The organism is Gordonia prachuapensis (assembly GCF_036350515.1).
GTDB lineage: Bacteria > Actinomycetota > Actinomycetes > Mycobacteriales > Mycobacteriaceae > Gordonia > Gordonia prachuapensis.
In genome coordinates this window covers 82,443-105,355 of sequence record NZ_JAZDUE010000005.1, presented here as the reverse complement: position 1 = coordinate 105,355, position 22,913 = coordinate 82,443, and the positions used below count along the sequence as shown (strand labels likewise).

Sequence of the window (22,913 nt, the reverse complement as noted above, 5' to 3'; positions counted from 1 at the left end):
GTCAGCGCGGGTGGGTGATGATGATTTCGCCGGTGCGCAGGTTGCGCCACGTGATGGTGCGGTCGGTGTGCATGGTCGGTACCCAGCCGCCATCGTGTTTGCGATGGTGATCGGGGCGGCAGAGCGGTGCGAAGTTGAAGGGCACGCTCCAGCCGCCGGCCAGCGGGTCGGCATGGTTGAACTTCACCAGGTGGTCGAGCTCGCACTCGTGGGACGGTCGGCTGCAGTACGGGTAGCGGCAGCGCCGATCAAGGTAGGTGATCTCGGCGCGTAGCCCGTCAGACGGTCTGTATATGAGAGCTCCGGGTGGTGGGATGTCGAATCCGCCGTGCCCGGTGGGGTCGATCGGTGGTGCCAGGGCGCGGTCGCCGACGACGATCAGTCGGCTGGCCGGCTTCGGGGTGGTCAGGGTGGGGACGGTGATGATCTTCGCCCGTTGCGCCAGATCGGCGGCGTGAGCTGGATCGATGGCCCCGTAGCCCTGCAGGCGGGTGGGTTCGGTGCCGGTCGGGTCGTGCAGCAGGGTCCAGGCGGGCACCGAGTCGGTGTGGCCGGTGTCGCCGGCGTCCTCAGTCGCGTCGGCGCCGGTCTCGGTCGTGTCGACATCGGCAGTGCTGTCGACAGTGGTGATGTCGTCGGCGGCGGGCTCGCTGCTGGTCTCGGAGACGTCGTGGTTGTCGGTGACGTCGGCGGTGTCGGCGGGCGCACTGATGAACGAGCTGCTCGACCGATCGTGGTCCTCGTCCTCGTCATTGTCGTTGCTCGGGTCGGCCTCGTGATCGGACGTGTCGTTGGTGTTTGCGGCCGTGGCCGACGGGTTGTCGTCACCCTGGTCGCCATTGTTCGCCGATGAACTGTTCGTGTCCATGTCCGCGTCGGTACTGGGCGCCGTCCGCTTGCTGCGCTTGGTGCGGGTCTTTCCGGCGGTGCAGGTGTCCTCGCCGCATTCACAGGCCAGGGCGGCGCCCGGGATGCCCACGATCTCGCCGAACGCAAGGATGCGCTGCCGGCCGAGGGTGCGTGGGTCGTTCTTGCACACGCGTACCGCAACGAGCGCGCTGATGCGGTCACGCAGGTGCACCCCGTGTTCAGCAGGCATGCAGGCATCGAGATTCATGTGCCCGCCGGCTTCGTTGCTGAAGGTGATGTTCTCGAACGCTTCGGCGATCGCATCCCGGGATTCGGCCGCACCGTCGGGGTCGAGGCTGATCACCGCGTCGGCGAGATCGTCACGCAGGGCGGTGTCGGTGGAGGCCCGATTGCTCAACTCGAGGGCGAGGTCTTCGAAACTGACCGGCTCATCCTGGTCGGGTTGCGGTTCCGGTTGTACCTCGGCATCCGGATCGGTGTCGTCGGCCTCGTCGTCGAGGAGGTCGTCGAGGGTCGGGTCGGTCGGCTCGTGTGCCGGCTCGTCGCTGTCGGTGGTGTCGTCGGGGTTGGGCAGTTGGTCGCGAAGGTCACCTTTGGGGGCGATGTCGGCGGCGTGCACCATCACCGACATGCGATGGGTGCTGAATTCGCCGGCCAGATAGGCCATCCGGATCTTCGGGTACTCCTGTAGCGACGCGCCGAGCGAGTACCATTCGCCGGCTTTGGTTTTGTTGATCCGCAACGCCAGGGAGATCTCTCCGACCGCGGCGTTGCGGGCGGTCTGGCCGAAGATCATGCGGTGGCGGCCGTCAGCACCGAACAGCCGCTCGTTGTAGGCTCTTTCGCCGATGCGGTAGGCCATCAGTAGTGCGCGGGCTTCGGCTTGTCGACTCAACCGCAACGCATCGCGCGCGAACGCCCCCAACCCCTCGGCACCCACCGACGACAACAGCGTGTCGTCGGCGGTGGGGTCGGTGTAGGTGAACACGCCAGGCCTTTCACGAGTGGGAGATGCTGTGCGGGACCGAAACTGATATCAGAGTATCGGGTGGGTACGACAACTTCGGTTGCTGATCCGGAGCCTGTGGAAAACGGTTCTGCTGCGGTTTCTGGTTGGGTTCAGGATATCGCAGGGGTGTGACAAGATCTGTGGTGCAGTGGGATTGGTGGGTGTCGGAGGTCTCGATTACGTCCTCGCCTAGCGGCTCGGACTACTCGACCACCGGCGGGGGTGCGGCTCGGACTACTCGACCCGCGGGGGGTGCGCCTCGAACTAATTGACCGACGGATAAAGCTGTGTCGTAGTAGTGGAACTGACAACAGATTATCGGTTGGGTCTGACGATTCTGATGCGTGAGCCGCGGCCTGTGGATAGCGGTTCGGTGTGCGGTTTCTGATTGGGTTCAGGATATCGGCCAGGTATGACAAGTTCTGTGGTGCAGGAGGTCTCGCGAGTTCCGAGGTCTCGATTTCGACAGGCTCAATCCGGCGGATACGCCCTCGCCTAGCGGCTCGGACTACTCGACCAACGGTAAGGCGCGGCTCGGACTACTCGACCAACGGGCGGGTGGCGGCTCGGGCGACTCGACCAACGGGGTTGGGGGGCGGCTCGGACTACTCGGCCAACGAGATGGGCGCAGCGGACTACTCGACCACCGCTCAGCCGAGCAGCTTCCGAACCTCATCCACGATCGCATCGAGCGACACCTGGTGTTGCTCACCGTTGGTGAGGTCCTTTATCTCCACCCGCCGTTCCGCGAGTTCCCTGTCCCCCAACACAAGTGCGAGTCGGGCTCCGGAGCGATCGGCTGCCTTCATCGCGCCCTTCAGGCCGCGGTCGCCGTAGGCGAGGTCGACGCCGATCCCCGCCGCACGCAGTTGTCCTGCGACACCGACCAATTCGGCCTTGGCGTCGGAGCCCAGCGGAACTCCGAACACCTGACACCGCGCGATGTCCGCGTGCGCGACGCCCTCCGCCTCCATGGCCAGCATGGTGCGGTCGACGCCGAGGCCGAAACCGATCCCGGACAGATCCTGCTTGCCGCCGATCTGTTGCATCAGCCCGTCGTAGCGCCCACCGCCGCCGATGCCGGACTGTGCGCCGAGCCCGTCGTGCACGAACTCGAAGGTGGTTTTCGTGTAGTAGTCCAGTCCGCGCACCAGCCGTGGGTTCAGTTCGTAGGGAACCCCGAGCCGTTTGAGATGGGTCAGCACCAGATCGAAATGTGCACGGGCGTCGTCGGACAGGTAATCGATGAGCAGCGGCGCATCCGCGGTCGCAGCCTTCACCTCGGGGCGCTTGTCGTCGAGCACCCGCAGCGGATTGATCTCCGCCCGACGTCGCGTCGCCTCGTCCAGATCGAGCCCGAAGAGGAACTGTTGCAACGCTTCCCGGTACGGCCCGCGGCTCGCGGCATCGCCGAGCGAGGTGAGTTCCAGTCGGAAACCCGACAGACCGAGGCGCCGGTAGCCCTCGTCGGCAACCGCGATGACCTCGGCGTCGAGCGCGGGATCGTCGACCCCGATGGCCTCCACGCCGACCTGCTGCAGTTGACGGTAGCGGCCGGTCTGGGGCTTCTCGTACCGGAAGAAGGGTCCCGCATAACACAGCTTCACCGGGAGTTGACCCCGGTCGAGGCCGTGCTGGATCACCGCACGCATCACACCCGCGGTGCCTTCCGGCCGCAACGTCACCGAGCGGTCACCGCGATCGGCGAAGGTGTACATCTCCTTGCTGACCACGTCGGTCGACTCACCCACGCCACGCGCGAACAGCGCGGTCTCCTCGAAGATCGGCAACTCGATGTGGCCGTAACCGGCCCGCCGCGCCGCATCGGTCAACGTGTCGCGCACCCGTCGGAAGTCGGCGGAGGCAGGCGGGAAGTAGTCCGGCACACCCCGCGGCGCGGCAAACTCGGCGCTCACAGTCCGAAACGTCCCTTCTTCGGAGTGGAGTCCTCGCGACCCGGCAGGTCGACGAGGAACGGGTTGCTCGCACGCTCGGCGCCGATCGAGGTCTGCGGCCCATGTCCGGGCAACACCTGGGTGTGATCGGGAAGCGGCAACAGTTTGTCGGCGATGGAATCCAGCAACTGTTGGTGGTTGCCACCTGGTAGGTCGGTCCGGCCGATCGACCCCGCGAACAGGACATCTCCGGAGAAGCACACCGGCACGACGTCGACCGATCCGGCCGTCTCCCCCGGCTCGGTCTCGACGGGTACATCGACGCCGAGCAGCACCGACCCCTGCGTGTGGCCGGGCGCCAGGTCGACCGAGATCCGGATGCCGGCCAGTTCGACATCCTCGCCATCGCTGAACTCGACCACCTTCTCCGGCTCGCGGAACTCCATCGCGCCGATCAGGCCGCCCAGCGCCCGCCCCAGACCCATACCGGGGTCGGCGAGCATCGGCCTGTCATCGGGATGGATGTAGGCCGGGATGGAGAACTCGTCGCACAATTCGGTGGCGTTCCACGTGTGATCGAGATGCCCGTGGGTGAGCAGAACCGCGACCGGCGTCAGGTCATGCTCGGTCAGCAACTCGCGGACCCGCGCCGCAGCGTCCTGCCCGGGGTCGATGATGACCGCCTCCGACCCTGCCTCGGTGGCGAGGAGGTAGCAGTTGGTCTGGAACATCCCGGCCGGGAATCCGGTGATCAACATCCATCCATTGTGACAAAGCACCTCGCCACCTCCACTCGCGCCTGCCCCGACATCACCCGCCCCGACCATGGAACTCTCAGGTTCGGCTGGCACACTGGCCTGTCGATGTAGCATCAGCGCCGATTGACGTGCCCGAGACCGCACGTACCGCATGCCATCCCCCGGGGGGAGCCACGGCACACGAGTTCAGGAGGATCCAACCGCGTGTCCAGCAACGAGGAACGTCGCGAGGCAGCCAAGCGCAAGCTCGAGGAACGCCTCGAGCGGGAACGGCAGGAGAAGCGGCGCCGCAAGATCATCATCGCCTCGGTGTCCACAGTTGTGGTTGTCGCGATCGTCGCCACCGCGACGACCCTGATCGTGAAGAAGATCCTCGATGACCGCGAGGCCGCCCGTTGGACCGCCTGCTCCTACGAGGATCAGCCGAACCGTTTCGACGAACTGCCCGCCGAGGTCCCGCCGGAGGTCCCGGCCGACCAGCGGGCACAGGCGCAGACCTACCTCGACGAGATGCGCGCCGGAGAGTCGAAGCAGCGCACCGCCCCCAAGCCGGACGACCGGCAACTCAAGGAGGGCACCGCGAATCTGGTCCTCGACACCAACCAGGGCGCCATCCCGGTCACGCTGCACCGGCAGGGCGCCCCGTGCAACACCGCTGCGGTGATCTCGTTGGCCGAGAACGACTTCTACGACAACACCCCGTGCCACCGCCTCACCAACAGCGAATCGCTGAAGGTGTTGCAATGTGGCGATCCGACCGGAACGGGAGCGGGCGGTCCCGGCTGGTCGAGCCCTGACGAACTGCCGACCGACCTGGCGCCCGCCGGTGAGGCCGACCCGATGTCCGGGACCGCACCGGTGACGTATCCGCGCGGAACGGTCGCCATCGCCAACAGCAACAACCCGCAGATGGCGCAGAGCAACACCGGTTCCAGCCAGTTCTTCCTGGTCATCCAGGACAGCCAGCTCGCCCCGAACTACACGGTGGTCGGCAACGTCGATCCCGACGGACTCGCCGTGCTCGACAAGATCTCGGAGAACGGTCTGACGCCCGGCCCGAACGGCAATGCAGAGGACGGCCGCCCGGCACAACCGGTGGACATCACGTCCGCGACGGTCGAATCGGAGACGCAGGACTGAGCTACGCCGGTACGTAAGGGCTGAGCTGCGGCGGGTGGCCCTTCGTGACGCCTCGCTCGTTCCTCGCGACGCTCCTCAGGGACCGGGCCGACGCCTCGCTCGTTCCTCGCGACGCTCCTCAGGGACCGGGCCGACGCCTCGCTCGTTCCTCGCGACGCTCCTCAGGGACCAGGATGACGCCTCGCGTGGCGTCGCGGGCCCTCAGGCGGCTGAGGTCACCCGGTACACGTCGTAGACGCCCTCGACGTTGCGGACCACGTTCAGCACGTGCCCGAGATGTTTCGGATCGCCCATCTCGAAGGTGAACTTGCTGATCGCGACCCGGTCGCGACTGGTGGTGACCGACGCCGACAGGATGTTGACGCGTTCGTCGGCGAGCACCTTGGTGACGTCGGACAGCAGCCGGTGCCGGTCGAGCGCCTCGACCTGGATCGCCACCAGGAACACCGACGACGGCGACGGCGCCCAGGAGACCTCGATGATCCGTTCGGACTGCTCCTTCAGTGACGACGCGTTCGTGCAGTCCGTGCGATGCACGCTGATCCCGCCGCCGCGGGTGACGAACCCCATGATCTCGTCGCCGGGCACCGGCGTGCAGCATTTGGCGAGCTTCGCCATCACGTTGTCGAGCCCTTCGACGACGACCCCGGCGTCACCGCCCTGTCGCGTGCGTGTCGGCAACGTCGACGGCGTCGACCTTTCGGCGATCTCGTCGACCGCGTCGTCGAGTCCGCCCAGCGAGGCGACCAGCCGGTTCACCACATGCCGCGCGGAGACGTGGTTCTCCCCCACCGCCGTGTACAGCGCGGTCACGTCCTGATACCGCAGTTCCTTGGCGATCGTCGCCATCGACTCGGCACTCATCAAGCGCTGCAACGGAAGTCCACCACGGCGGACCTCCTTGGCGATGGCCTCCTTGCCGGTCTCGAGCGCTTCCTCACGCCGCTCCTTGGCGAACCACTGCCGGATCTTGGCCTTCGCACGCGGCGACACGACGAAGTTCTGCCAGTCCTTCGACGGCCCGGCATTGGGCGCCTTCGACGTGAATACCTCGACGACCTCACCGTTCTCGAGTGTGCGCTCGAGCGCGACGAGCCGACCGTTGACGCGGGCGCCGATACATCGGTGCCCGACCTCGGTGTGCACGGCGTAGGCGAAGTCGACCGGTGTGGAACCGGCGGGCAACGTGATCACGTCCCCCTTCGGGGTGAAGACGAAGATCTCCTGCACGGCCAGGTCGTAGCGCAGCGACTCCAGGAACTCTCCCGGGTCGGCGGCCTCCCGCTGCCAGTCGAGCAGTTGACGCATCCACGCCATGTCGTCGATCTCGGCGGAGTCGGACTTGCGCGGACCCTTACCCTTCCCGCGGCTCTCCTTGTACCGCCAATGCGCGGCGATGCCGAACTCGGCGGTGCGGTGCATCTCGTGGGTGCGGATCTGCACCTCGAGCGGTTTACCCTCCGGCCCGATGACCGTGGTGTGCAGCGACTGGTAGACCCCGAAGCGGGGCTGCGCGATGTAGTCCTTGAACCGGCCGGCCATCGGCTGCCACAACGAATGCACCACGCCGACGGCGGCGTAGCAGTCGCGCACCTCGTCGCACAGAATCCGGATGCCGACCAGATCGTGGATGTCGTCGAAGTCGCGGCCCTTGACGATCATCTTCTGATAGATCGACCAGTAGTGTTTCGGCCGTCCCTCGACGCTCGCGGAGATCCGGGCGCCGCCGAGAGCGTTGTTGATATCGGCCCGTACCCGGGCGAGGTAGGTGTCGCGTGAGGGTGCCCGATCGGCGACCAGCCGCACGATCTCCTCGTATCGCTTGGGGTGCAGGATCGCGAACGACAGATCCTCCAACTCCCACTTGACGGTCGCCATTCCCAGCCGATGGGCCAGCGGCGCAATGACTTCCAGGGTCTCGCGGGCCTTGCGGGCCTGCTTCTCCGGCGGCAGGAACCGCATCGTCCGCATGTTGTGGAGGCGGTCGGCGACCTTGATGACCAGCACGCGGGGGTCGCGGGCCATCGCGATGATCATCTTTCGGATCGTCTCGGCCTCGGCCGCGCTGCCCAGCGCCACCTTGTCCAACTTCGTCACACCGTCCACGAGATGGGCGACCTCGGCACCGAAGTCCTTCTCCAGGGCTTCGAGGGTGTAACCGGTGTCCTCGACGGTGTCGTGCAGGAGCGCCGCCACCAGCGTGGTGGTGTCCATCCCGAGGTCGGCGAGGATCGTCGCGACGGCCAGCGGATGGGTGATGTAGGGGTCGCCGGATTTCCGGGTCTGGCCGGTATGTCGTTCGTCGGCGATGTCGTAGGCGTGCTGCAGCAGCGCGACGTCGGCCTTCGGATAGATCTCGCGGTGCAGGGTGGCCAGCGGCTCGAGCACCGGCCGTACCGGGCTGCGGGTCGCGGTCATCCGCCGCGCGAGGCGGGCGCGGACACGACGCGACGCCGACGTCGAGGGCGCGGCCAGGGTCTCCGTCTTCGCGGCCGCACGCTCGGCACCGTTCGCGCCGGTCGTCGGTGGTGTTCGTTCGTCGGGTCGCGGGTCGGGCCTTTCGGCGCCGTCACGTCCCGGCCGCCCGGCCGTCGCGGAGCCCGAGGTTTCACGGGGAGGCCGTGCCTGCTGACCCGACGACGCCACCTCCCCCTTCCGGGTGTCGGTGTCGACCTCATCGTGCATCATGACCTCCTCTCCGCCGGCCGTGTCACCGGATATGAAACACCGGATGAGGCGAGTCTAGTCCGCCCGGCGAAAGCGGACCGCGGATCGATTCGTCGCTGACGGAAAGGACCGGCACGTCATCCGGTGGTCACGGCATGTACAGGCACGTGTGTCCCGAGGCCGTCGGCGATGGTCACGCGCCCGGGGAGTCCGTCGAGTTCCATGATCACCGCGACCCCGACGACCTGCGCACCCGCCCGGGCCAACAGATCCGCCGCGGCCACAGCGGTGCCGCCGGTCGCCAACACATCGTCGACCAGCAGGACCCGCTGCCCGGTGATGTCGATGCCGCCGGCCGGTATCTCGAGGCTCGCGGTGCCGTACTCCAGGTCGTAGCTGACGCTGTGTACCGGCGGTGGAAGCTTGCCACCCTTGCGCACCGCCAACACACCGACGTTCAGTTCGCGCGCCACCGCCCCGCCGAGCAGGAAGCCACGCGCATCGATACCGGCCACCAGATCGACCTCGGTGCAGCCGTGCGTCAACGCGGTCACCACCGACGACAGCCCGACCGGGTCGGCCAGGACGGGCGTCAGGTCCTTGAAGGCGATTCCCGGCTTGGGGAAGTCCGCGACGAGTCGTGCATGCTCGGCGATCGCCTGTCGCGCGCGGGCCAACGCCCGTTCGGTGGTCTCGTCCCCGCCGGGCAGATGTTCTGCGTCAGTCACCATGTGCCGTCCACCGATCCATGTTCCATCCGGTCCCGTTGCGGCCCAGTCCGGCCACCACATTATCGACCCCGGTGCCCCACACCTGCATCCGCGGCGCAGCGAACAACGGGATCGACGGCAGTGTCGCCCATGCGGTGTTCTCGATGGTCCGGACCAGGTCGAGGCGGTCGGCGGCCAGATCCGAGGCCACCAGCCGGTCGACGGCACCACTGACGCGTGGGTTCCGATACCCGTTGATGGCCAACGGGTCTCCGCCACGCAACGAGAAGGCGTCCCGGGACGGGTTGGCGGATCCGGCAGCGGCGAACGACGCGCCGTTGGCGACGATCAGCACATCGACGTCGCGCCCCAGCGCTGCGGGGGTGATCTCGGCGGACCCGGCGTCCACCACCTCGATGCCACTCTGCTCACACGACTCCGCGATCGCCGCCACCATCTGACGACGACGTTCCATCGGCGCGAGGTACCCGATCCGGACGGTCATCGCCTCACTGCCGGCCGAGTCGTTGCTCAGTGTCCGTGCCCGGGCGATGTTGGGACGCGCATATGCCCGGCCGAACGCCCCGTTGAGCTGACCCGCCAGGTTATCGGCCGGGGCCAGCACCCGCAGGTTCCAGATCTGGGCGCCCTGCCCGAACTGGCGGGCCAGACCGTCGCGGGGCACGCAGGACGCGAATGCCTGCCGGGCTCGCAGGTCGGCGAACACCCCGCGCTGTGCCAGCACCAGTTCCTCCACCGCGAGTGCGCGATTCGGTTGCGGCAGCGGCTGTTGGGCGACCTCTGTTCCGGCCGGGACGATGTCCTCGCCGATCATGCCCGACCCGACGTCGGCGACATCGAAGTTCCCCTCCGGCAAGCGGCGCGTCGCGTCGGTGCCCCGTCCCCACACGACCACGCGCGACGCCGCCGGGGCATCGCCCCACCAGGCCTCGTTGGCGACGAGCTCGAGGCCACCCGACTGCGAGTACCGGTTGATCCGGAACGGTCCCGACGCCGGGAACCGAGGTTGGTCGACGGGACCGGGAGTGAGATCGAAGCCGGTGTTCCAGGCGTCCGCGATGCCCTCCAGTGCGGCGCCGTCGTCGGAGCGGATCGGTTCGACGACATCGCCGACTCCCGCCAGCCGCGCGACGACATGTGCGGGCAGCAACGTGCCGGCACCGAACAACGAGAGCCAATCCCGGTAGTCGCGGCCCTGGGTGAACCGGACGGTCGCCGTCTTCTCCCCCGGCGCGCAGTCGACCGACTCGATGTCGCGGTAGCCGGCGGTCGTCGCCGGGCGGAACCCGGGAAAACGCCCGCTCATGGCCGCCCAGGCGAGCACGAGGTCGTCACAGTCGAGCGCGGTTTCGTCGGAGAAACGTGCGGCGCGGGTGAAGTCGTAGCGCAGGGTGAGACCGGAGCCGGGAACCGGTGTCACCGTGCCGATGTCGCGGTCAGGGGTGACCTGCCCCTGGGCGCCCAGATAGCTGAAACCGGGCAGCATGCGGGTGGTGGCCATCAGCGCTCCGCCTGCGTTGCCGTCGACGGTGTTCGCGTTGTAGGTGTCGATCCGGGCGTCGACGACGTAGTCGACCGTGGGCGGGCCCTCCTCACCGCACGCGGTGAGGAGGCCGGCCGCCACCAGGATCACGGCCACCACCGTCGACATCGTCACGGGCAGGCCGCTTCGTCGGCGGGCGCCCGACCCGCTCCGCACAGTCACGACCCGTAGACTAACGCGCCCTGCGAGCTTTCCCCGTCGGGGTGCGGGGCGCGTCGTCGGCTGCACCGCGGCGCCGTCGGCCGGACGGGCGGCCCCGAGTCGGCCGCGGGAGATCGGAGAGATCCTCGCCGGCCTCCACCCGGGCACGGCGGTCGAGCACCTGCTTGGTGTGGCGCGCGATCTCCGGCCTGCGTTCCTTCAAGGTGGCCAGCAGCGGTGACGCCAGGAAGATCGACGAGTACGCGCCGACGACGACACCGACGAGCTGGATGAGTCCCAGATCCTTGAGGGTGCCGACGCCGAGCATCCACACGGCGATCACCATCAGCGCGATGATCGGCAGCACCGAGATGACGGTGGTGTTGATCGATCGCATCAGCGTCTGGTTGACCGCCAGGTTCGCCTGCTCGGCGTACGTACGGCGGCTGGTCTGCAGCACCGACCTGGTGTTCTCCGACACCTTGTCGAACACGACCACGGTGTCGTAGATCGAGAAGCCCAGAATGGTGAGCAGACCGATGACCGTCGCGGGGGTGACCTCCCAGCCGACCAGCGAATAGACGCCGGCGGTGACGATGATGTCGAAGAACAGCGAGACGAGCGCCGCGACCGACATCTCCCGGTCGAACCGCACCGTGATGTAGACGAACACGATCACCAGGAAGACCGCGAGCGCGATCAGCATCTTCTCGGTGATCTCGCCGCCCCACGTCGAACTCACGTCCGATGAGCTGACATCAGCGGTCGTCAGCTCGGGACCGAACTCATCCGCGAGCGCCCGCGTGATCTGCTCGGTCTGCGCGGCGGTCAGCGTCTCGGTGCGGACCTGCACGGTCTCCGCATCGCCGGAGCCTGCCGTCTGCACCGTCTCCGGTTCCTCGCCGAGCGTCTCGGCGAACACCGTCTCGACGGCATCTGCGGTGACCTCGGCCGACGCCGGGACGGACACCTGGGTGCCGCCCTCGAAGTCGATGCCCAGGGTGAACCCACGGATGCCGATGGAGGCGATACAGATGGCCAGGATCACCGCCGTGACGATGTACCAGGTGCGACGATGCGGGATGATCCCGAACGCACCGGTGCCGGTGTACAGCCGGGACAGGAACGAACGCTGCTTCTCCGCGACGTAGTTGGCGTCGGACGGTCCGGCGGGCTCCGGTGGCGTCTCGGGCGCGGTCGTCTCGGACACCACCGTGCTGCGTCCACCGCCGTCGCGGCCGGAATTGGGGCGTTGTGTGGTCATCGCGCCGATCCTTCCGTTTCCGGGACGCGTGCGGATCGTTCGGCCTCACGGCGCTGTCGGGCGACCTCACTGACCGCGCCGAGCCCGTTGACCTTCGGACGGGAGAGGAATTCGGAGCGGCTGGCCAACACCACCAGCGGGTGGGTGACCAGGAACACGACCACGACGTCGAGGATGGTCGTCAGCCCCAGGGTGAACGCGAATCCGCGCACCTCACCGATCGCCAGCACGTAGATCACCGCCGCGGCGATGAAGCTGACGGCGTTGCCCGACCAGATGGTGCGCCGGGCGCTGGCCCAGCCACGTGGCACGGCGGACCGGAAACTTCGGCCCTCACGCATCTCGTCCTTTATTCGTTCGAAGTAGACGACGAACGAGTCGGCGGTCATGCCGATACCGATGATGAGGCCGGCGATGCCCGCGAGGTCGAGGGTGAAGCCGATCCACCGGCCCAGCAGGACGATGATCCCGTACACCATCGCGCCCGACAGGATCAGCGACAGCATCGTGAGGATGCCCAGCATCCGGTAGTAGAGCAAGGCGTAGAGTAGCACCGCGATCATGCCGACCGCACCGGCGATCAAGCCGGCCTTGAGCGACGACAGACCCAGCGTGGCCGACACCGTCTCGGCGTCGGACGCCTCGAACGACAGCGGCAGCGACCCGTATTTCAGGACGTTGGCCAGGTCCTTGGCGTCCTGCTGGGTGAAATCGCCGCTGATCTCGGTCTGTGGTGTGGTGATGGCGCTCTGGATCTGCGGCGCCGACACGACCTTCGTGTCCAGCGTGAAGGCGGTTTGCTTGCCGATGTTCTGGGCGGTGTAGGTCGGCCAGAAGTCGCGGGCCTCGTCCTTGAACTCGACCTGGACGATCCAGGATCCGGCCTGCTGGGTGGTCCCGGCCGAGGCGTCTGCGATGTCGCGGCCGTCGATGATCTCGGGTCCGAGCAGGTAGACCTGGCTACCGTCTTCCGAACACGCCACCAGGTACTGGTCGGGAAGGTCGTTGCCCTGCAGCGGGTCGTAGTGGTCGGGCGAGCAGTTCATCCGCGCCATCTGCTCGTTCAGCGGGGCGAGGTCGGCACCCTCGGGCGCCTGTCGCAGCCGGCGCTGCTCCTCGATCATCGCGGCCTGCGTCGCGTCGTCCTCGGCGCTGTCCTGTCCGGTCGAGCCCGGCTCACCCGAATCCTCGGCGTCCGGTTCCTCCGGTTGCGGGGTCGCGGGTACGACGTTCTCCACCGGCCGGACGAACAGCCGTGCGGTCTGGCCGAGAGTGCGCGCCTGGGCGCCGTCGTCGCCGGGGACGGTGATGACCAGGTTGTCGCCGTTGACGACGACCTCGGATCCCGAGACACCGAGACCGTTCACGCGCTGCTCGATGATCTGCTTGGCCTGATCGAGCTGCTCGTTCGTCGGCGGCTGGCCGTCCACGGTGCGCGCGGTCAGCGTCACCCGGGTGCCGCCCTGCAGGTCGATACCGAGCTTGGGTGTCGGTGAGCCGCCGCCGGTGAAGAAGACCAGTCCGTAGACGACGGCCAACAACGCGAGGAAAGCGGTCAGGGGTCTCCACGGCGGAATCTCACGCGGAGGTCCCGACCGCTTCGCCGACGCCCGGCGAGGTGTGGTCACTGCTGTTCTGGTCTCCTAGGCGAATGCGCGTGCGGACACGACGGGTCCGCACGCGCGCACGAGCCGGTCGGTGGCTCACTCTACTGACTGCGCGGTAAGCACTGCGTCGGCGGTGGTCACCGCCGGATCGGTGGGGCGGATCGCCGGTGATGGGCGATCCGCTGCCGGGTCACCGGTCCTCGGTCGAACCCTCGGGACGGTCGGCGGAGTAGCTGTCATCGGCGCGCGAACCGGCGGACGAGTCCGTGTCGGTGTCCTGCTGGGGTTCGTCGTCGAGGCCCTCGGGACGTGCGGTGAGCGCGCCCGGGTAGGTCTCGGCGGCCTCGTCGGTGGGCACCACCCGCACGATGGCCTGGCGGCTGAACCGGGTGATGACGCCGGTCGCGATCTCCAGATCCACGTAGTCCGACGACGAGTCGTCCACAACCGTCGCGTACAGGCCCGCGGTGAGCTGGACCCGCACACCGGTGCTCACGGAGTTCTGCATCTCCTGCATCTCGTTCATGCGCTTCTTCTGCTTGCGGATGCTGAGGAACATGAAACCGGCCAGCAGGGCCAGCAGGAGGGGGAAGAAGAGGGCGTCCATGACGGAAACAATCCTTGTCGGTCGGTCGTGGTGATTTCGGTGTCTCATCCGGTTCGGCGCAGGTGGGGGCCGATCGCAGGCACGCTCGGACACACCAACTCATCCGGCGGCTGTAACCAGTGTGCCATGCCGGTCCCGAGAGCCGAATTCTCCGGTCAGAGATCGTCGAACAGACTTTCGGTCATCGTGTCGCGACTGCGGACGCCGAAACTGGCGTTCATGGCGCCCGCCGGCGGCGTCAGGCCGAGGTGATGCCAGGCGGCGGCGGTCGCCACCCGACCGCGGGGGGTGCGCGCCATCATCCCCGCCCGCACGAGGAACGGCTCACACACCTCCTCCACCGTGGTCGGCTCCTCCCCGACCGCGACGGCCAGGGTGGACACCCCGACCGGGCCGCCGCCGAAGCCCCGCACCAGCGCGCCGAGAACCGCGCGGTCGAGCCGGTCGAACCCGAGTTCGTCGACGTCATAGACGGCGAGCGCGGCGCGCGCGATGTCGGTGGTGATGATCCCGTCGCTACGCACCTCGGCGTAGTCGCGGACGCGGCGAAGCAGGCGGTTGGCGATGCGCGGTGTTCCCCGCGACCGGCGCGCCACCTCGGTGGCCGCGTCGTCGCGCAGTGCGATGCCCAGGATGCCCGCCGATCGCCGCAGCACCCGGACGAGTTCGTCGGTCTCGTAGAACTCCATGTGTGCGGTGAAGCCGAACCGGTCGCGCAGCGGGCCGGTCAGGGAGCCGGACCGCGTGGTCGCACCGACCAGGGTGAACGGTGCGACGTCGAGGGGGATGGAGGTGGCGCCGGGCCCCTTGCCGACGACGACGTCGACCCGGAAGTCCTCCATGGCCAGATACAGCATCTCTTCGGCGGGGCGGGCGATGCGGTGGATCTCGTCGATGAACAGGACGTCGCCGTCCACCAGGTTGGACAGCATCGCGGCGAGGTCGCCGGCCCGTTCCAGGGCGGGCCCGGAGGTGACCCGGATCGCGGCGCCCATCTCTGCGGCGATGATCATCGCCAGCGAGGTCTTGCCCAATCCCGGCGGCCCCGACATCAGGATGTGGTCGGGGGTGCCGCCACGCCCCTTCGCTCCCTGCAGGACGAGCTCGAGCTGCTCGCACACCCGCGGCTGGCCGATGAAATCGGCGAGTGAACGAGGACGCAGCCCGGCGTCGAAGTCACCGTCGGAGTGCAGTTCCGCGGCGCTGACGTCACGGTCGGCCGGGTCGGGCATCGGGGTCTCGGTCATGCGGTCTTCCCCAAGAGTGCCAACGACTTCCGCAGCACGGTGGATGCGTCGGCGTCGGGTTCGTCGGTCAGGATCGCGGTCACCGCCTTGTCCGCGGGACCGGTGGTGAAGCCGAGCCCGACCAGCGCCTCGGCGACCTGATCGCGGATGGTCCCGGGGACGGGCGCCACCACCGCACCATCCGGCCGTGCGGTCGTCGGGGCATCGACCTTGTCGCGCAGTTCCACCACTAGTCGCTCGGCGACCCGCTTGCCCACGCCGGGCACGGCGGTCAGGGCCTTGACGTCGGAGTCGGCCAGCGCACGGCGCAGCGCATCCGGTTCGAGCACGGCGAGCGTGGCCATCGCGAGCCGCGGGCCGACGCCGGTGACGGTCTGCAGCAGTGTGAACAGGGACCGCGCATCGGGTTCGGTGAACCCGTACAGCGTCATCGAGTCCTCACGCACGATCATCGACGTCAGCAGCGTGGCCTCCTCGCCGCGACGCAGCGACCCGACGGTCGCCGGTGTCACCAGCACCCGATAGCCGACGCCCGCACAGTCGATGACCACATGATCGAGCGCGACGTCGACGACGGGCCCGCGCACCGACGCGATCATGCCGCTCCCCCCTTGCCGGGCCGTGGACGGCCGGCGCCTGCCGCGGCGACCCGCGCCCGGTGGCGACTCGCCAGCTCGTCGGCGCGACGTTGCGCCTCGGCCATCTTCTCCGTCATCGGGCCTCGCCAGCAGTGGCAGATGGCCAACGCGAGGGCATCGGCCGCATCGGCGGGCCTGGGTTTGGTCTGCATGCCGAGAATGCGGGTCACCATCGCGGTGACCTGCGCCTTGTCCGCGCGACCACTGCCGGTCACCGCGGCCTTGACCTCCGACGGGGTGTGGAATCGCACCGGGACGTCGCGTTGTCCGGCCGCCAGCGCGATGACGCCACCGGCCTGCGCGGTGCCCATCGCGGTGGAGACCTGGTGCTGGGCGAAGACACGTTCGATCGCGACGACGTCGGGTTGATGCACATCGAGCCAGTGGCAGGCCGCCGTGTAGATGGCCATCAGACGATCGGCCAGTTCCTGGTCGGCCGGTGTGCGGACCACGTCGACGTCGAGTGCCGTCACGGTCCGCCCCCGACCGGACTCGACCAGCGCGATCCCGCATCTGGTCAGACCGGGGTCGACTCCCATCACACGCACGCACCCTCCTCGGGACAGCGACAGCCGAACAGTTGTTCGAGATTCTATCGGTCCGGTCCGACGCCGCGGCCGAGCAACACACCCCGCCGCACCGGGTGGTCCGCCGAGAGCGCGCGACAATGAACACGCCATGCCGACCTTCTCCCCCATCACCCCGGACGGTCTCGTCGAGCTCGGTGCCGAACTCGCGACACGGCGGCCACAACGGCGGGTGGTGCTGCTCGTCGACGGTCCCGACGCCGCCGCACCGACCGACCTGGCCGATCGGATCGCGGAGCGTCTGACCACGCTGGGACGTCCCGCCGCGGTGGTGTCCTCGGCCGACTACCTGCGGCCGGCGTCGTTGCGTCTCGAGTACGGGCACACCGACACCGAGAGCTATCGAACGATCTGGTTCGACTTCGACGCCATGCGGCGCGAGGTGATCGACACGCTGCGCGATCGTGGGCAGTGGCTACCGCGACTCTGGGATCCGCGCCGCGACCGGTCGTTCCGGGACCGACCGCGTGAGGCGGCGCCCGATCAGGTGCTGCTGGTGGCCGGGCCGATGCTACTCGGCAGCGGCCTACATGCCGATGCGACGCTGGCGCTGCGGCTGACCGCCGGCGCACTGCATCGTCGTACCCCGGACGATCAGTCCTGGACGATTCCCGCGCTGCTGGATCACGACCGCGACGCGCCGGCCCCGGATGTCGAGGTCCGGTACGACCACCCCGACCGGCCCGCGGTCCGGGCAGTCCTCCAGCGGTGACCGGTCAGCCCGTCGACGACGTGGCCGTCAGGCGTCGAGTTCGGCGAGGACCTCGTCGCTGACGTCGACGTTGCTGTAGACGTTCTGGACGTCGTCGGAGTCCTCGAGGGCGTCGATGAGCTTGAACACCTTGCGCGCCCCGTCGGCGTCCACCGGGACCTCGACCGATGCGCGGAAGTCGGCCTCCGCGGAGTCGTAGTCGATTCCCGCGTCGACCAGCGCCGTGCGCACCGCGACGAGGTCGGTGGGTTCGCTGACGACCTCGAACGACTCACCGAGGTCGTTGACCTCCTCGGCACCGGCGTCGAGCACCGCCATCAGGACGTCGTCCTCGGACTGCCCGTTCTTCTCCAGCGTGACCACGCCCTTGCGGGTGAACAGGTACGCCACCGACCCCGGGTCGGCCATGTTGCCGCCGTTGCGGGTCATCGCGGTGCGGACCTCGCCGGCGGCCCGGTTGCGGTTGTCGGTGAGGCATTCGATCAGGATCGCGACACCGTTGGGGCCGTAGCCCTCGTACATGATGGTCTGCCAGTCGGCGCCGCCCGCTTCTTCACCGCCGCCGCGCTTGCGGGCGCGTTCGATGTTGTCGTTGGGCACCGACGACTTCTTGGCCTTCTGGATCGCATCGTAGAGCGTCGGGTTGCCGGCGGGGTCGCCGCCGCCGGTACGCGCGGCCACCTCGATGTTCTTGATGAGCTTGGCGAACATCTTGCCGCGCTTGGCGTCGATGACCGCCTTCTTGTGCTTGGTGGTGGCCCATTTGGAATGGCCGCTCATGACACTCCCGCATCCGTCTAGACGTCAACTACCGACGTGACCGCCCGGTGGCGATCCGCCCAACTCCTCGATCTTACCGGTGCGCGATGAGGCGCCTCACACTCCCGATGTGCGCACCATGTCGACGAAGTAACGGTGCACCCGCCGGTCGCCGGTCACCTCCGGGTGGAACGACGTCGCGAGCACGTTGCCCTGCCGCACCGCGACGATGCGGTCCTTCGCGGGGCCCTGCGGTACGCGGGCGAGCACCTCCACATCGGGACTGATCGATTCCACCCACGGCGCGCGGATGAACACGGCCCGCATCAGCGGGTCGCCGGCCCGGTCGGTGACGCCGGTGAACTCCAGGTCCGTCTCGAAACTCTCGACCTGGCGACCGAAAGCGTTGCGCCGCACGGTGATGTCGAGCGCGTCGAGGTGCCGCGCGTCGGGACGGGTGTCGAGAATCGTGGTGGCCAGCATGATCATGCCCGCACACGATCCATACGCGGGCATGCCACCGGCCAGCCGTTCGCGCAGCGGATCGAACAGGTCGAGAACACCGAGCAGGTGACTCATCGTGGTGGATTCCCCGCCGGGGATCACCAGCGCGTCCGCCGCGTCGAGTTCGACCGGACGGCGGACCGTGGCCGCCTCGGCACCCGCGTCGGTCAGCGCGGCCAGATGCTCGCGGACATCACCCTGCAGTGCGAGAACACCGATCCGCGGGCTGCGGACGGCAGTCACCGATCCGTCCGTGCGGTCGGGTCGGCCGACGTGTCGCGACTGACGCGACTCAGCCCTTCCTGCGTGACGGCCGCGACCATGCGGCCCTGCAGGTCGAAGATGCGGCCCTGTGTGAGGGCACGTCCGGCGGCCGCGGACGGGGACGTCTGGTCGTAGAGCAGCCATTCGTCGGCGCGGAACGGCCGCATGAACCACATCGCGTGGTCGAGGGAGGCCGCCTGCTTGATCTCGGTGTCGGGGTGGGGCACCCGCGACGATCCGAGGAGGGTCATGTCGCTCATGTAGGCCAGGGTTCCGACGTGGAACACCTGGTCGTCGGGCAGACGGCCGCGGTGGCGGAACCACACGCGCTGTTGCGCGGCGAAGTAGCTCGATTTCGCGAGCTTGTCGTGCGGGACCATCCGCAGGTCGAACTGATGCCATTCGCGGAAGATCGCCCGCGCCTCCTCCGGCAGTTCGTCGACCCGGTCCTGCAGTTCGTCCGGCGACGGGACCGGCGGCATCCGATCCTGGTGTTCGATCCCGACATCTCCGGTGACGTGGAACGACGCCGACATCATGAAGATCGCCTCACCATCCTGTACGCCGGTGACGCGGCGAGTGGCGAAGGAACGTCCGTCGCGGATGCGGTCGACGAGGAACACCGCAGGCTTGTCCGGGTTGCCCGGGCGGAGGAAGTAGCCGTGCAGGGAATGCACCGCGTACTCGTCGGAGACGGTGCGGGTGGCCGACATGAGCGCCTGTCCGGCCACCTGGCCGCCGAAGGTCCGCTGGAAGAGACTCGGAAATGCGGGTCCCCGGTAGATGTCGGTCTCGATCGCCTCGACCTGAAGGATCTCCTCGATGGTTGCCACGGGAGAACAGTATCGCGCCGGCGTGTGACCCCACCCGGATGCGGTCGGGCGCCGTCAGAGTTCGTCCAGCGCGACCAGCCCGTCCTGCACCGCACGAGCGACCAGCGCAGCCTTGGTGGGCGCCGGGCGGCCGATGTCGGCGTACTTGGCGCGTATCCGTGTCAGATGGGTGTTCACGGTACCCAGCGAGATGTAGAGCTCTTGCGCCACAGCTGGTTTGGTGTCCACCTTGAGCCAGGTCCGTAGCACTTCGACCTCGCGGGTGGTCAGTGCCGGCCGATCGAAGTCGGGTGCATCACCACGGCAGGTGCATTGTTCCGGGCCGGCGTCCTCGTCGAGGGGCGACGTGACCAGGGTCATGCCGGCACCGGCGCCGGAACCGTCCGGCTCGGCGAGGGGGTGCTCGGCACCATACGCACCCCACGGCGCACCCGGCAGCGGCATCCGACGTTGGGCGAGGCGGGCCAGTGCCTCCTGACGACGCCGGGCGGCCTCGTCCTGACGGCGGACCTCCCGCGCGGCCGCGACCCGGTCGACGACGCGGGAGGCGCGGTGGGCGCCGGATCGAACAGCAGAGTGATGCCCTGGGATCTGGTGGGAGATGACGGTCATGGTTGTCCTCACTCGTCGAGGCAGGCGATCGGTCCGGCCCGCTGTCATGAGTTGGACGCGACGACTCGGCGTCAGGTTCCCGTCAATTTATTCCGTTCTCGCGATCTGTTCCGTTTTCGATGGCCTCGTCCCCCACCGCGACGACCACCACCGTGACGTTGTCATGGGCGCCGAGCGCCAGCGCCCCGTCGACCAGGGCGTCGGCGGCCTGCTCGGCGTTGTCGGCGCCTGCAAGGATGTCGGCGATCTCCTCGTCCGGGAGTTCGCCGGTGAGGCCGTCCGAGCACACCAACAGGACGTCGCCCGGCAGGGCCGGCATGGAGAAGAAGTCGGCCTCGGGCTCCACCATGCCGGCCCCGAGGGCGCGGGTGATGACGTTGCGCCGGGGGTCCACCCGGGCCTCCTCCGGCGTCAGGAATCCTGCGTCCACGAACTCCTGGACCTGCGAGTGGTCCACGGTGAGTTGCGCGAGGACCCCGCTCTGCAGGCGATACGTGCGGGAGTCACCGATGTTGAGCACCAACCAGTGCGGCACACCCTCGTGCGTGACGAGTACGGCACCGGTCGCGGTGGTCCCCGCACGTCGCGGGGATTCCGTGGCGATCTCGCCGATCCGGTCCTGGGCCTGCGTCAACGACTCGATCAGCGCCAGCTGGGTCTCGGTCTGATCCTGCAGACTCGCGACATCCGCCAAGGTCAGCAGCGCGGTCTCGCTGGCCACCTCGCCGCTGTCATGGCCACCCATGCCGTCGGCGATCAGGTACTTGCCGGGAGCCACCAGCGCAGCGTCCTCATTGGCTTCCCGGACACGTCCGACGTTGCACACGACGGCCCAATCGAGCCGTAGGCCTGCGAGGATGTCGGTGCCGCAACGGGATGCGTCCCGCACGATGGTCGCCGAGTCCATGATCAGCAGATCCTACGGCAGATCGGCTACCAGCCCCGTTCGGCGAGGCGGTGTGGCTCCGGGATGTCGTCGACGTTGATGCCGACCATCGCCTCACCGAGGCCGCGCGAGACCTTGGCCAGCACGTCTGGGTCGTCGTGGAAGGTGGTGGCCTGCACGATCGCCGCCGCCCGCTGCGCGGGGTTGCCGGACTTGAAGATCCCCGACCCGACGAACACACCCTCGGCACCGAGCTGCATCATCATCGCGGCATCGGCAGGGGTGGCGATCCCGCCCGCGGTGAACAGCGTGACCGGCAGCTTGCCGGCCTGCGCGACCTCGGCAACGAGCTCGTAGGGTGCCTGGAGTTCCTTGGCCGCCACGAACAGTTCGTCGGACGGCAGCGACGTCAGACGCCGGATCTCGTAACGGATCTTGCGCATGTGCGTCGTCGCGTTGGAGACGTCACCGGTTCCGGCCTCGCCCTTGGACCGGATCATCGCCGCGCCCTCGGTGATCCGACGCAGCGCCTCACCGAGGTTGGTGGCACCGCACACGAACGGCACGGTGAACGCCCACTTGTCGATGTGGTTGGCGTAGTCGGCCGGCGTCAGCACCTCCGACTCGTCGACATAGTCGACCCCGAGGCTCTGCAGGATCTGCGCCTCGACGAAGTGCCCGATGCGGGCCTTGGCCATCACCGGGATGGACACCGCGGAGATGATCCCGTCGATCATGTCCGGGTCGCTCATCCGCGAGACACCGCCCTGGGCGCGGATGTCGGCCGGGACGCGTTCGAGCGCCATCACGGCGACCGCGCCGGCGTCCTCGGCGATCTTGGCCTGCTCGGGGGTGACCACGTCCATGATCACGCCGCCCTTGAGCATCTCGGCCATGCCGCGCTTCACGCGCGCAGTGCCCTGCCCGACGGTCGGCCCGGTGCCGTTGAGGGTGTTCGGGGCATCCGGTCCGGGAGTGCTCCCTGACTGGAACTGACTCACTTGATGTCTCCTGATGTCGTCAACCCGGCAGGACATGCCGGGGTCCGCGTGACGCGGGCTGTCCCCCAAGTCTAGGCGAGGTCAGGAACCACTCCCCGGGGTGACCCGTTCGACGATCTCGAAGAACTGCGGCAGCTCGGCGGTGCCACCGAGATGGAGCCACGCCACCAGTCGCCGCTCGGCGAGGCTGCGGGTGTCGCGGACGGCGTCGTTGTAGAAACGTCGGGCCATCATGATGCGGGTCTCGGCGTCCGCGAGTTCAATGACGAGGCCCTGTGGCCGGGACTGGGTGTCGAGCTGCGCGAGCAGGGTCGACACGGTGTTCTCGGCCTGTTCGCGGGCGTCGGGTGTGGCCCGTTCGGCCTGGTCGGCCGCCACGGTGAGACGTTGCCCCGCCTCACGTGCCGCGTCGTCGTAGCTCACGATCATGCCTGCGGCGATCGCTCTGGCCACCACCGCTCGGCGCGCCAGGGCGGCGTCGAGCGCCTGTCGTGCCAGATCGACGCGGACGTTGAGACGGTCGAGTCGGTTCGCGGTCTGATAGGCCCAGCCGGCCGCGAGGACGACGAGCAACACGATCAGCGCGATGATCGCCACCGTCAACCCCGAGATCGTCATCGCCTCCCCCTCCGCGTCTG

General features: G+C 68.2%; 21 protein-coding genes. 2 read left to right on the top strand and 19 right to left on the bottom strand.

Annotated elements, in window-relative coordinates:
- Nucleotide 1: 1 nt before the first annotated feature.
- The 3 genes from V1Y59_RS07585 to V1Y59_RS07575 form a co-directional block, all read right to left on the bottom strand.
- A complete protein-coding gene (locus tag V1Y59_RS07585) occupies nt 2-1,858 on the bottom strand; it encodes an HNH endonuclease signature motif containing protein (protein ID WP_330504210.1) in 1,857 nt (618 codons plus the stop codon).
- Between the two features lie 671 nt (nt 1,859-2,529).
- Nucleotides 2,530-3,795 carry a histidine--tRNA ligase gene (hisS, locus tag V1Y59_RS07580; RefSeq protein ID WP_330504209.1) on the bottom strand — a complete coding sequence of 422 codons (1,266 nt, stop codon included), beginning with the start codon at nt 3,793-3,795 and terminating at the stop codon, nt 2,530-2,532.
- Nucleotides 3,792-4,532, bottom strand: coding sequence for an MBL fold metallo-hydrolase (locus tag V1Y59_RS07575; protein ID WP_330504208.1), 741 nt, complete (start codon nt 4,530-4,532; stop codon nt 3,792-3,794). The genes hisS and V1Y59_RS07575 overlap by 4 nt, the downstream gene beginning before the upstream one ends.
- Before the next feature lie 204 nt (nt 4,533-4,736).
- Between V1Y59_RS07575 and V1Y59_RS07570 the strand changes: the two genes are divergently transcribed.
- A complete protein-coding gene (locus V1Y59_RS07570; protein WP_330504207.1) occupies nt 4,737-5,672 on the top strand; it encodes a peptidylprolyl isomerase in 936 nt (311 codons plus the stop codon).
- Between the two features lie 201 nt (nt 5,673-5,873).
- Here the strand turns inward: V1Y59_RS07570 and V1Y59_RS07565 are convergent, their stop codons facing one another.
- The 9 genes from V1Y59_RS07565 to ruvC form a co-directional block, all read right to left on the bottom strand.
- On the bottom strand, nt 5,874-8,360 hold the full coding sequence (locus V1Y59_RS07565) for a RelA/SpoT family protein (RefSeq protein ID WP_330504206.1): 2,487 nt from the start codon (nt 8,358-8,360) through the stop codon (nt 5,874-5,876).
- Between the two features lie 116 nt (nt 8,361-8,476).
- Nucleotides 8,477-9,070, bottom strand: coding sequence for an adenine phosphoribosyltransferase (locus V1Y59_RS07560; protein WP_330504205.1), 594 nt, complete (start codon nt 9,068-9,070; stop codon nt 8,477-8,479).
- Nucleotides 9,060-10,721 (bottom strand): ABC transporter substrate-binding protein, encoded by a 1,662-nt coding sequence (locus V1Y59_RS07555; RefSeq protein WP_330504342.1) that lies wholly within the window; start codon nt 10,719-10,721, stop codon nt 9,060-9,062. The genes V1Y59_RS07560 and V1Y59_RS07555 overlap by 11 nt, the downstream gene beginning before the upstream one ends.
- Before the next feature lie 64 nt (nt 10,722-10,785).
- On the bottom strand, nt 10,786-12,018 hold the full coding sequence (gene secF, locus V1Y59_RS07550) for a protein translocase subunit SecF (protein WP_330504204.1): 1,233 nt from the start codon (nt 12,016-12,018) through the stop codon (nt 10,786-10,788).
- Entirely contained in the window at nt 12,015-13,646 is a 1,632-nt protein-coding gene (gene secD, locus V1Y59_RS07545) for a protein translocase subunit SecD (RefSeq protein ID WP_330504203.1), read from the bottom strand. Before secD ends, secF begins: the two co-directional genes overlap by 4 nt.
- 169 nt (nt 13,647-13,815) lie before the next feature.
- Nucleotides 13,816-14,232 (bottom strand): preprotein translocase subunit YajC, encoded by a 417-nt coding sequence (gene yajC / locus V1Y59_RS07540; RefSeq protein ID WP_330504202.1) that lies wholly within the window; start codon nt 14,230-14,232, stop codon nt 13,816-13,818.
- Nucleotides 14,233-14,387: 155 nt separating this feature from the next.
- Nucleotides 14,388-15,479, bottom strand: coding sequence for a Holliday junction branch migration DNA helicase RuvB (gene ruvB / locus V1Y59_RS07535; protein WP_330504201.1), 1,092 nt, complete (start codon nt 15,477-15,479; stop codon nt 14,388-14,390).
- On the bottom strand, nt 15,476-16,078 hold the full coding sequence (gene ruvA, locus V1Y59_RS07530; protein WP_330432131.1) for a Holliday junction branch migration protein RuvA: 603 nt from the start codon (nt 16,076-16,078) through the stop codon (nt 15,476-15,478). Before ruvA ends, ruvB begins: the two co-directional genes overlap by 4 nt.
- On the bottom strand, nt 16,075-16,665 hold the full coding sequence (ruvC, locus tag V1Y59_RS07525; RefSeq protein WP_330504200.1) for a crossover junction endodeoxyribonuclease RuvC: 591 nt from the start codon (nt 16,663-16,665) through the stop codon (nt 16,075-16,077). Before ruvC ends, ruvA begins: the two co-directional genes overlap by 4 nt.
- Before the next feature lie 130 nt (nt 16,666-16,795).
- Between ruvC and V1Y59_RS07520 the strand changes: the two genes are divergently transcribed.
- Nucleotides 16,796-17,416 (top strand): nucleoside/nucleotide kinase family protein, encoded by a 621-nt coding sequence (locus V1Y59_RS07520; RefSeq protein ID WP_330504199.1) that lies wholly within the window; start codon nt 16,796-16,798, stop codon nt 17,414-17,416.
- A gap of 27 nt (nt 17,417-17,443) precedes the next feature.
- On the opposite strand, the gene V1Y59_RS07515 is transcribed toward V1Y59_RS07520, so the two are convergent.
- The 7 genes from V1Y59_RS07515 to V1Y59_RS07485 all read right to left on the bottom strand — a co-directional run bounded on the left by V1Y59_RS07515 (nt 17,444) and on the right by V1Y59_RS07485 (nt 22,893).
- On the bottom strand, nt 17,444-18,196 hold the full coding sequence (locus tag V1Y59_RS07515) for a YebC/PmpR family DNA-binding transcriptional regulator (RefSeq protein ID WP_330432134.1): 753 nt from the start codon (nt 18,194-18,196) through the stop codon (nt 17,444-17,446).
- A 96-nt stretch (nt 18,197-18,292) separates the two neighbouring features.
- Complete coding sequence (gene pdxT, locus V1Y59_RS07510; RefSeq protein ID WP_330504198.1) at nt 18,293-18,922, bottom strand: pyridoxal 5'-phosphate synthase glutaminase subunit PdxT; 630 nt, start codon at nt 18,920-18,922, stop codon at nt 18,293-18,295.
- Nucleotides 18,919-19,776, bottom strand: a complete 858-nt coding sequence (locus V1Y59_RS07505) for an acyl-CoA thioesterase (RefSeq protein ID WP_330504196.1) — start codon at nt 19,774-19,776, stop codon at nt 18,919-18,921. The genes pdxT and V1Y59_RS07505 overlap by 4 nt, the downstream gene beginning before the upstream one ends.
- A 54-nt stretch (nt 19,777-19,830) precedes the next feature.
- Nucleotides 19,831-20,388 carry a helix-turn-helix transcriptional regulator gene (locus V1Y59_RS07500; RefSeq protein WP_330504194.1) on the bottom strand — a complete coding sequence of 186 codons (558 nt, stop codon included), beginning with the start codon at nt 20,386-20,388 and terminating at the stop codon, nt 19,831-19,833.
- Between the two features lie 82 nt (nt 20,389-20,470).
- Nucleotides 20,471-21,295, bottom strand: coding sequence for a PP2C family protein-serine/threonine phosphatase (locus V1Y59_RS07495; RefSeq protein WP_330504193.1), 825 nt, complete (start codon nt 21,293-21,295; stop codon nt 20,471-20,473).
- Between the two features lie 26 nt (nt 21,296-21,321).
- Nucleotides 21,322-22,275: a pyridoxal 5'-phosphate synthase lyase subunit PdxS gene (gene pdxS, locus V1Y59_RS07490; RefSeq protein WP_330504192.1), complete on the bottom strand. Its 954-nt coding sequence runs from the start codon at nt 22,273-22,275 to the stop codon at nt 21,322-21,324.
- A gap of 81 nt (nt 22,276-22,356) precedes the next feature.
- Entirely contained in the window at nt 22,357-22,893 is a 537-nt protein-coding gene (locus tag V1Y59_RS07485; RefSeq protein ID WP_330504191.1) for a LemA family protein, read from the bottom strand.
- Nucleotides 22,894-22,913: the final 20 nt, after the last annotated feature.

Coding starts and splice junctions, on each gene's coding strand:
- V1Y59_RS07575 (WP_330504208.1), bottom strand. CDS start 4,532: ATGTTGATCACCGGATTCCCGGCCGGGATGTTCCAGACCAACTGCTAC.
- V1Y59_RS07565 (WP_330504206.1), bottom strand. CDS start 8,360: ATGATGCACGATGAGGTCGACACCGACACCCGGAAGGGGGAGGTGGCG.
- V1Y59_RS07560 (WP_330504205.1), bottom strand. CDS start 9,070: ATGGTGACTGACGCAGAACATCTGCCCGGCGGGGACGAGACCACCGAA.
- V1Y59_RS07555 (WP_330504342.1), bottom strand. CDS start 10,721: ATGTCGACGGTGGTGGCCGTGATCCTGGTGGCGGCCGGCCTCCTCACC.
- secF (WP_330504204.1), bottom strand. CDS start 12,018: ATGACCACACAACGCCCCAATTCCGGCCGCGACGGCGGTGGACGCAGC.
- yajC (WP_330504202.1), bottom strand. CDS start 14,232: ATGGACGCCCTCTTCTTCCCCCTCCTGCTGGCCCTGCTGGCCGGTTTC.
- ruvB (WP_330504201.1), bottom strand. CDS start 15,479: ATGACCGAGACCCCGATGCCCGACCCGGCCGACCGTGACGTCAGCGCC.
- ruvA (WP_330432131.1), bottom strand. CDS start 16,078: ATGATCGCGTCGGTGCGCGGGCCCGTCGTCGACGTCGCGCTCGATCAT.
- V1Y59_RS07520 (WP_330504199.1), top strand. CDS start 16,796: ATGCCGACCTTCTCCCCCATCACCCCGGACGGTCTCGTCGAGCTCGGT.
- V1Y59_RS07515 (WP_330432134.1), bottom strand. CDS start 18,196: ATGAGCGGCCATTCCAAATGGGCCACCACCAAGCACAAGAAGGCGGTC.
- V1Y59_RS07500 (WP_330504194.1), bottom strand. CDS start 20,388: ATGACCGTCATCTCCCACCAGATCCCAGGGCATCACTCTGCTGTTCGA.
- V1Y59_RS07495 (WP_330504193.1), bottom strand. CDS start 21,295: ATGGACTCGGCGACCATCGTGCGGGACGCATCCCGTTGCGGCACCGAC.
- V1Y59_RS07485 (WP_330504191.1), bottom strand. CDS start 22,893: ATGACGATCTCGGGGTTGACGGTGGCGATCATCGCGCTGATCGTGTTG.